Origin of the sequence: Allorhizocola rhizosphaerae, assembly GCF_003426775.1 — a bacterium.
GTDB lineage: Bacteria > Actinomycetota > Actinomycetes > Mycobacteriales > Micromonosporaceae > Allorhizocola > Allorhizocola rhizosphaerae.
The window spans coordinates 1-8354 of sequence record NZ_QJUG01000299.1 but is presented as its reverse complement, the minus strand read 5'-3'; the positions used below and the strand labels follow the sequence as shown (position 1 = coordinate 8354).

Here is an 8354-nt window from a genome sequence, read left to right as displayed (position 1 = left end):
CGCGGCGTTCGTGGCGATGGTCGGGTCGGCGGGCTGGTGGGTCGCGTTGGTGGAGCTGTGGCCAGAGTCGTCGCGGCCGTACGTGGGTGGATCGCAGAACAACAGCGTCCTGGAACTCACATTGGGCTACAACGGTTTGGGCCGTCTCACGGGCGAGGAGGTCGGCAGCGTCGGTCCCGGCCGGTGGGGTGAGACCGGCCTGCTGCGACTGTTCGAGGGTTCGTATGCGGGGCAGGCATCGTGGTTGCTTCCGGCCTCGCTGATCCTGCTTTTGGGTGGGTTGGTGGCGACCACACGCCTGCCCCGGGCGTCGGTGCAGCGGGCCGGGTTGGTGGTGTGGGGCGGATGGCTCGTGGTCACTGCGGCGGTGTTCAGCTACATGCAGGGCATCATTCACGAGTACTACACGGTGGCGCTTGCGCCCGCGATCGGTGCTCTGGTGGGCGGCGGTGGCGTGTTGATGTGGCGGCGCGGCTGGCACGCGGTGACGGGTGTGACCGTCGGTGTCACGGCGTGGTGGGGGTTCGTGTTACTGGGCCGGGCCCCGGCGTTCGTGCCGTGGCTGCGCTGGGTGGTCCTGATCGGAGGGATCGTCGCGGCGGCCGGACTGGTGGCCGTGCAGCTCGCCGACCGCCTGCGGCGCGCACAAGCCGATCGTCTCGCGCGAGCCGAGGGTCCTGCGGTGGCCGAGCATCTGGCGGTGGCCGAGCGGCGGCGTGGGCCTCGGCGTGGGGTTCCCTTGCGGGCCAAGCAGGCGGTCACGGTGGCCGCGCTCGTGATCGCGTTGGCCGGGCCGGTGGCGTTCTCGCTGCAGACGGCGGCGACCGCGCACAACGGCGCCATCGTGACAGCCGGGCCGCCGGTCGGTGGCCGCATGGGCGGGCCAGGCGGTATGCCACCGCGCATGGCGATGCGGGACGGCGGCACGTTGCCCAACGGCGGGCCCATCCCCAACGGCGGGCAATTGCCCAACGGGGGGCAATTGCCCAACGGCGGCAGGATGCAGGTGCGCGGCGGAGCGGGCGGGCTGCTGAACGCCAGCGCTCCCAACGATGAACTGAAGACTCTGCTTACGCAGGGTGCCGACGACTACACCTGGGTGGTGGCGACCATCGGCGCGAACAACGCTGCCGGGTACCAGCTGAGTTTGCAAAAGCCCATCATGGCGATCGGCGGGTTCAACGGGAGTGACGACGCGCCGTCGCTGGAGCAGTTCCAGCAGTGGGTGGCCGAGGGCCGGATCCACTACTTCGTGGGCGGCAACGGCTTCCAGGCCAACGGTGGCAGCTCCGTCCCGCGCCAGATCGCGCAATGGGTGCAGGCCAATTTCAAGGCGCAGACGGTGGGCGGGGTCACCGTGTACGATTTGGATCCACAATGACAACCCTCGATTTGGTGGTTCCGGTCTACAACGAGGAAGCCGACCTCGGCCCGTCCGTCAGGCGCCTCGACGAGCATCTGCGCGCGCAATTCCCTTACTCCTACCGCATCACCATCGCCGACAACGCCAGCACGGACGGCACGGCCCGGATCGCGGCCGAGCTGGCCGCCCAGTACGAGTGCGTCCGCGTGGTCAGGCTGGAGGAGAAGGGCCGCGGGCGAGCACTCGCGCACACCTGGTCCACTTCGGACGCTGCCGTGCTGGCCTACATGGACGTCGACCTGTCCACCGATCTGTCCGCGCTGCTGCCGCTCGTGGCCCCGCTCATCACGGGCCACTCCGACCTCGCGATCGGCAGCAGGCTCGCGCCCCAGGCCCGGGTCGTGCGCGGGCCGAAGCGCGAGTTCATCTCCCGCTGCTACAACCTGATCCTGCGCCGGGCGCTGGCGGTCCAGTTCACCGACGCGCAGTGCGGCTTCAAGGCCATCCGGGCCGACGTGGCGCAGGGCCTGCTGCCGCTGGTGCGCGACACGGGCTGGTTCTTCGACACCGAACTGCTGGTGCTGGCGCAAAATGCCGGTCTTCGGATTCATGAGGTACCGGTCGACTGGACCGATGATCCGGACAGCCGCGTCGACATTCTCAGCACGGCCATGGCCGACCTGAAGGGCATCGCCCGCATCGCCAAGGGCCTGCTCACCGGCGCGATCCCGCTGCAGCGGGTGCGCGAGCAGCTGGGCCGCAACCCGCCCGAGCGCAAGAGCCTGCTGCACCAGCTGGTCCGGTTCGGCGCGGTCGGCGTGTTCAGCACGCTGGCGTACCTGCTGATCTTCTGGCTGGCGCGCGGGTTCGTCGGCGCACAGGCCGCCAACGTGATCGCACTGCTGCTGACGGCCATCGCCAACACGGCCGCCAACCGCCGCCTCACGTTCGGCATCCGCGGCACGGCCGACGCCCTGCGACATCAGGCCCAGGGATTGGTCGTGTTTGGACTGGCCCTGCTGTTCACCTCGTCGTCGCTCGCGCTGCTGCACAACCCGTCGCGGGTGGTCGAGATCGTGGCGGTGGTTGTGGCGAACCTGCTGGCCACGGTGATGCGGTTTGTGCTGTTCCGGTCCTGGGTGTTCAGACAGGCGCGCACGGGGGCGGGCGCTAAACGGCTGGGGGGCGGGAGCAACACAGCATGACCCTGTGCCCGTCGGGGTCGGCGACATAGGCCATGCGCTCGTTCCACGGCTGATCCTCCGGCTCCTGCAGCACGGGCACACCGCTGTCGCGCAAAGACGCGACGGCCGCGTCCACGTCTTCGGTGTAGATGCACAGCTGGAAGCTGCCCACGACGGGATCGGGCACCTGGGCCACGGCCAGGCTCCCGCCGCCCTTGAGTTCCAGCGAATAGAACTCCGGCGGCCACTCGAATGTCACCTCGAACCCGAGCAGGTCGCGATAGAACGCGAGTGACCGCTGCGCGTCGCTCACATGGATGATCGGAAAGGCATTGAAGTAACCACTCATGTGTTGGTAACGAATGGGCCGGCGCTCGATTCGACAACCCGCGGGTGCCGGATTCCGGGGTGCCCGTCCGGCAGGGTCTTCTGGATGACCCACCAGCTGACGGCGAGGCAGGCGGCGACCAGCGGCCACGTGAGCACGATGGTGCTCACGCTGAGCGCGCCGACCTGGCCGGCCCACCACAGCGGGACCCACACCGCCACGCGCACCACGTATTGCATGACCCACACCCAGCTGCCCCGGCTGTAGGCGCGCAACAGCTCGGGATCGTGCCGCCACGACCCCTTCTGGCCGAGCACCGTGCCGACGATCACGCCGAGCAGGGGCCAGCGCACGACGATGCTGACCGCCCAGGCGAGGGCGCTCGCGGCGTTGGTCGCGAGGCGGATGGCGAAGAAGTTCTCGGGCTGGCCCGTATAGAGCGCGATCAACGCACCGACCACGACGCCGAGCAGCCCGAGCAGCACGGCCCGGGGCTTGTCGCCGCGTGATAGGCGCCATGCCGCGATCAGTAAGGAAGCGACGACCGCCGCCACGCACGCCCAGCCGATCGACTTGCCGGTGGCGAAGTACGCCGCGCCGAACACCATCGGACCCACGGTCGCGTCGACGGCCGCACGGCGCCCGCCCAAAAGTCTCGACAGCGATTCGGCCGCAGGATCCCGGCGTTGGGTCACGTGTGCTCCCGTGGAAATGGCTCCGTTCAGGCGAAGCCGTGCTTTTGCGCGGGTGTGGCCGGGCGCGGAGCGATCCGGGCTCACCCGCTGCGTACTTGTTCTGCTCCGTTCAGGCGAAGCCGTGCTTTTGCGCGGGTGTGGCCGGGCGCGGAGCGATCCGGGCTCACCCGCTGCGTACTTGTTCTGCTCCGTTCAGGCGAAGCCGTACCTGCTGCTGAAATCAGGTAAGCCTAGCCTAATGCTTAATGAGAGTGAAGCTCTGGTAAGAAGATCCCTATGACCACCGAGGTTATCGACCTCTGCCGCGACCTGATCCGGATCGACACCACCAACACGGGTGATCTTGCCACGAGCGCCGGTGAACGGGCCGCGGCCGAGTATGTGTCGGAGAAGCTGGCAGAGGTCGGCATCGAGCCCACTGTCCTCGAAAGCGCGCCGGGGCGTGCCAACGTGGTGGCCCGGATCGCGGGCAGCGACCCGTCGCGGGGCGCGCTGCTCGTGCACGGCCACCTCGACGTGGTGCCCGCCGACCCGTCGGAGTGGTCGGTCCACCCGTTCTCCGGCGAGATCAAGGACGGGTTCCTGTGGGGGCGCGGCGCTGTAGACATGAAAGACTTCGATGCGATGGCGCTCGCGGTGGTGCGCGAGTGGCAGCGCACGGGATACGTGCCGCCGCGCGACATCGTGCTGTGCTACACGGCCGATGAGGAGGCGGGCAGCGACTGGGGCGCGACCTATCTGGTGGACAACCACGCTCACCTGTTCGAGGGGTGCACCGAGGCGATCGGCGAGGTCGGCGGGTACTCCTATTCGGTCACCAATGACCTGCGGCTTTACCTGATCCAGACGGCCGAGAAGGGCATCGACTGGCTCAAGGTGCACGCCACCGGGAGGCCGGGGCACGGTTCGTTCGTGCACGACGACAACGCGGTGACGAACCTGTGCGAGGCCATCGCCCGGGTCGGGCGGCACCGCTTCCCGATTGTGATCACGCCCACCGTCCGGTCCTTTTTGGAGCAGGTGTCCGAGGCGCTGGGCATCGAGTTCGACCCCGACGACCCGGAGGCCACGATCGCCAAACTCGGGCCGGTGGCCGCGATCGTGGGTGCGACCATCCGCAACACGGTCAACCCGACCGGGCTGCAGGCCGGGTACAAGCACAATGTGATCCCGAGCAAGGCATCGGCGACCATCGACTGCCGCACGCTGCCGGGCCAGTTCGACCTCTTCCGCGAGCAGCTGATGGCGGTGCTCGGCCCCGACATGCAGCTGGAGACGGTCCACCGCCAGCCCGCGCTGGAGACCACCTTCGACGGTGCGATCGTCGATGCCATGGCCGCTGCGCTGCGGGCCGAGGACCCGGGCGCCCACGCCGTACCATATATGCTTTCAGGGGGCACCGACGCCAAGCAATTTCATCGGCTCGGCATCCGGTGTTTCGGCTTCTCGCCACTCAAGCTTCCCGCGGACCTCAACTTCTCGGCGCTGTTCCACGGCATCGACGAGCGGGTTCCACTGGATGCACTACAGTTCGGCGTGCGGGTTCTGGATCGATTCTTGAGGGGTTCATAAACCATGAGCGACAACCACGCCGCCGTCGAGGCCGCGTTGGAGCAGATGATCAGCGCGGCGCGGGCGCACCTAACGGCCGTGCGCGACGCCAAGGGCGAGATCGACAGCGATGAGGTGTGGCGGGCCTACGTGGAGTTCAACAACGCGGCGGTGGCCTACGACGACGCGCTGTCGACGACCTACGGTGAGCCGCTGCCCTGGGAGGTTGAGGCGATCGACCCCGACCGGGCGGACAAGTTCGCCGCCGAGCTGGTCGAGGCGGGGAAGGAGGCCGACGATCCACACCCGCGGGTGGTGTCTGTGCGGCAGCGCCGCGACTACCACATCCCGAGCGTGTCCGCGCTGATCAAGGCGGCCGAGCTGGCCCGCCTCGAGGTCTCGTCCGAGGGCGCGGACGAGCCGATCACGACCGTGGCCGACGCGCTGCTGGAGTTGCTGCAGACGTCCGACGGATCGCTTGCGGCCCTTGACATCCCGGAGCTGGAGCCGCTCGACGGCATCGTCACGGTGGCCGAGGTCGACAAGGCGCTGGAGCCGGACGACTTCGCCGAGAGCGACGCCAACGGGCCCTATCAGCTCACCCCGAGCGACAAGCTGGTCGCCCGGCTCGACGAGCACCTGACCGGCGAGATCTTCGACGACGAGAGCTAGCGCGCACACTCGCTGCTTGCGGCGGTTGGCCTTCCTCCAGCCGCCGCACCCGCCGGTTCACGGCCACCGGCCCAGCACCGCGGACATGCGACCGCGTTCGCTGCTTGCCATCGGTTGCCTACGGCGGCGCCTGCCGGCTTCGGCCGCACTCGCTCGCTTCCGTCGGGCCGCGTTGATCATGAAGTTATCGTCGCGCAAGCTGCTAAGTGCTGAGGCCCGGGAGGAGCATGTTGCTGCGGACCATGCGCCGCAACAGGACCTGCCGGGTGCCGTCCCGCATCAGCTTGACACGAGCCAGCTCCCATCCGTGGTACTCGGCTTGGATGGCTAGCCGTGCCGTCGCAGTAATTCGATCGACATCTGGTGGCAACCGCAACGGCACGTATTCGTAGTCCATGCGGCCTATGCTGCACCTTCCATGCCGATTTGGCCAGTGCCCGACACGTCATCGAGCGCGACCGCAATCTCCATCGGCAAAGTGATGTTTTCGGTACGCAGTGCGGTCGTCAGCTGCGCCGTCGTGCGCGCGCCGACGATCGGCGCGGTCACGCCCGGCCGGTCGCGCACCCACGCGAGCGCCACCTCGGCAGGCGTCATGCCGAGCCCCTGCGCCGCCGTCACAAGCGATTCGACGATCGCCGAGCAGCGCGGCTGCAGATAGGGCAGCACGAACCGCTCGAAGTGTGGGCTCGCCGCACGCGAGTCGTCCGGGCGCTCGTACCGGTACTTGCCCGTGAGCACACCCCGCCCCAGAGGCGACCACGGCAGCACCCCGATCCCCATCGCCTCGCACGCGGGTATCACCTCGTGCTCGATGTCGCGCTGCAGCAACGAATATTCGACCTGAGTCGCGACGACGGGCGTGCGCCCGGGCCACGCCTGCTGCCACGTCGCGGCCCGCGCGGTCTGCCACCCGGCGAAGTTGGAGACTCCCGCGTAGCGGGCCTTGCCGCTCGCGACGGCGTGGTCGAGCGCGGCGAGCGTTTCCTCCATCGGGGTGTCCGAGTCCCAGCCGTGCACCAGCCACAGGTCCACGTGCGACACTCCGAGCCTTCGCAAGGAGGTATCCAATGTCCGCAGCATGTGGCCGCGAGACCCGTCGTGCCGCCGGCCGGGCCGGGCCCGCAGGCCGGCCTTGGCGATGATGACCAGCTCATCGCGCGGGACCATGGCGTCAAGCAGCGTGCCCAGCACGGCCTCGGACTCGCCGTCGGCGTACACGTCGGCGGTGTCGATCACCGTGCCGCCCGCGTCGACGTACGCCTTGAGCTGGGCTCCGGCTTCGTCCGGGTCGGTGTCCAGGCCCCAGGTCATGGTGCCAAGACCCAGCCGGGACACCATCATCCCGCTGCGGCCGAGGGGTCGCTGCTGCATATGTGGGACTGTATCTTTCGCGCTCCCATGGCAACGATCGCCCGCCCTGGGGACGTCCGCGGGGTCGGATCGCGATCCATGGATGAGGTCCGGGAGAACCGACGCTTCATCCGCTACGGGGTTACTGTCGGGTAAGGTGCGGGGATGCGACTCGGTCTCAATCTCGGTTACCAGACGCCGTGGTCCTCGCCGACCGACCATCTCGCGCTCGCGCAGGAGGCCGACCGGCTCGGCTTCTCGGTCGTGTGGGCGGCGGAGGCGTACGGCTCCGACTCGCCCAGTGTGCTGGCCTGGCTCGCGGGCCAGACGGAGCGGATCGACGTGGGCGCGGCCGTCATGCAGATCCCCGCGCGCACGCCCGCCGCGACCGCGATGACCGCGGCGACCATCGATGCGCTGTCGAGTGGGCGGTTTCGGTTGGGGTTGGGCGTTTCCGGGCCGCAGGTGTCGGAGGGCTGGCATGGCGTGCGGTTCGGCAAGCCGCTGGCGCGCACCCGCGAATACGTCGACATCGTGCGGCTGGCCCTGTCCCGCAAGCCGGTCGCGTACGAGGGCGCGCACTACACGCTGCCCCTGCCGGACGGACCGGGCAAGGCGCTGCGCCTGTCGTTCCACCCGCCACGCGCGGACATTCCGATCTATCTGGCCGCGGTCGGCCCGAAGAATCTCGAACTGGCCGGGGAGATCGCCGATGGCTGGCTGGCCGTGTTCTACTCGCCCGACTTCGCGGCCGAGGCGATGGCCTCGCTGAAGAAGGGTCGCGAGCGGGCGGGCAAGGATATGACCGATTTCGATGTGGTGCCGAGCGTGCCCGTGGTGATCGGCGACGACCCCGAGATGTGTGCCGAGCTCGTGCGCTGGTACGCGGCCCTCTACATAGGAGGCATGGGCAGCCGGGAGAAGAACTTTTACAACGACCTGGCCACGCGCATGGGCTTTGGCGAGGCGGCGCGAGAGGTCCAGGAGCTATATCTGTCCGGACACCAGCGCGACGCGGCCGCGAAGGTACCGTATGAATTCATAGATCGCACCTCGCTGCTGGGCCCGGTGGATCGGGTGGCGCAGCGGATGCGGGAGTTCGCCGAGTCCGGGGTTACCACGCTGGCCGTGACGTTGTTCACGGGGGACGCGGAATCGGGCCGCGACACCCTGCGTAAGGTGGCGGAGGCATACGAGATCTCGGTCAG

Annotated in this window: 9 protein-coding genes; 5 read left to right on the top strand and 4 right to left on the bottom strand. The window is 68.6% G+C overall.

Annotated features, from left to right (window positions below; all coding sequences use genetic code 11):
• Positions 1–1381: mannosyltransferase YkcB-related protein (locus DM816_RS37745; protein WP_483964171.1), on the top strand; the 1381-nt coding region annotated here is incomplete at its 5' end.
• On the top strand, positions 1378–2568 hold the full coding sequence (locus DM816_RS37740; RefSeq protein WP_211589024.1) for a bifunctional glycosyltransferase family 2/GtrA family protein: 1191 nt from the start codon (positions 1378–1380) through the stop codon (positions 2566–2568). The genes DM816_RS37745 and DM816_RS37740, both read left to right, overlap by 4 nt.
• Here the strand turns inward: DM816_RS37740 and DM816_RS37735 are convergent.
• Complete coding sequence (locus DM816_RS37735; protein ID WP_246002582.1) at positions 2534–2860, bottom strand: VOC family protein; 327 nt, start codon at positions 2858–2860, stop codon at positions 2534–2536. The two genes, DM816_RS37740 and DM816_RS37735, sit on opposite strands and share 35 nt — an antisense overlap.
• Before the next feature lie 32 nt (positions 2861–2892).
• Positions 2893–3570 (bottom strand): DUF3159 domain-containing protein, encoded by a 678-nt coding sequence (locus DM816_RS37730; RefSeq protein WP_117215295.1) that lies wholly within the window; start codon positions 3568–3570, stop codon positions 2893–2895.
• Between the two features lie 276 nt (positions 3571–3846).
• Here DM816_RS37730 and DM816_RS37725 point away from each other — a divergent pair, with 276 nt between their 5' ends.
• On the top strand, positions 3847–5142 hold the full coding sequence (locus DM816_RS37725) for a M20/M25/M40 family metallo-hydrolase (RefSeq protein WP_117215294.1): 1296 nt from the start codon (positions 3847–3849) through the stop codon (positions 5140–5142).
• 3 nt (positions 5143–5145) lie between these two features.
• Positions 5146–5793, top strand: a complete 648-nt coding sequence (locus tag DM816_RS37720) for a hypothetical protein (protein WP_117215293.1) — start codon at positions 5146–5148, stop codon at positions 5791–5793.
• 202 nt (positions 5794–5995) lie between these two features.
• Here the strand turns inward: DM816_RS37720 and DM816_RS37715 are convergent, their stop codons facing one another.
• Both DM816_RS37715 and DM816_RS37710 read right to left on the bottom strand, forming a co-directional pair.
• Positions 5996–6190 carry a DUF5703 family protein gene (locus DM816_RS37715; protein ID WP_117215292.1) on the bottom strand — a complete coding sequence of 65 codons (195 nt, stop codon included), beginning with the start codon at positions 6188–6190 and terminating at the stop codon, positions 5996–5998.
• A 5-nt stretch (positions 6191–6195) separates the two neighbouring features.
• A complete protein-coding gene (locus tag DM816_RS37710; protein ID WP_117215291.1) occupies positions 6196–7167 on the bottom strand; it encodes an aldo/keto reductase in 972 nt (323 codons plus the stop codon).
• 144 nt (positions 7168–7311) lie between these two features.
• Here DM816_RS37710 and DM816_RS37705 point away from each other — a divergent pair.
• Positions 7312–8354, top strand: a 1043-nt coding sequence (locus DM816_RS37705; RefSeq protein WP_117215290.1) for an LLM class F420-dependent oxidoreductase, incomplete at its 3' end; no start/stop codon positions are given.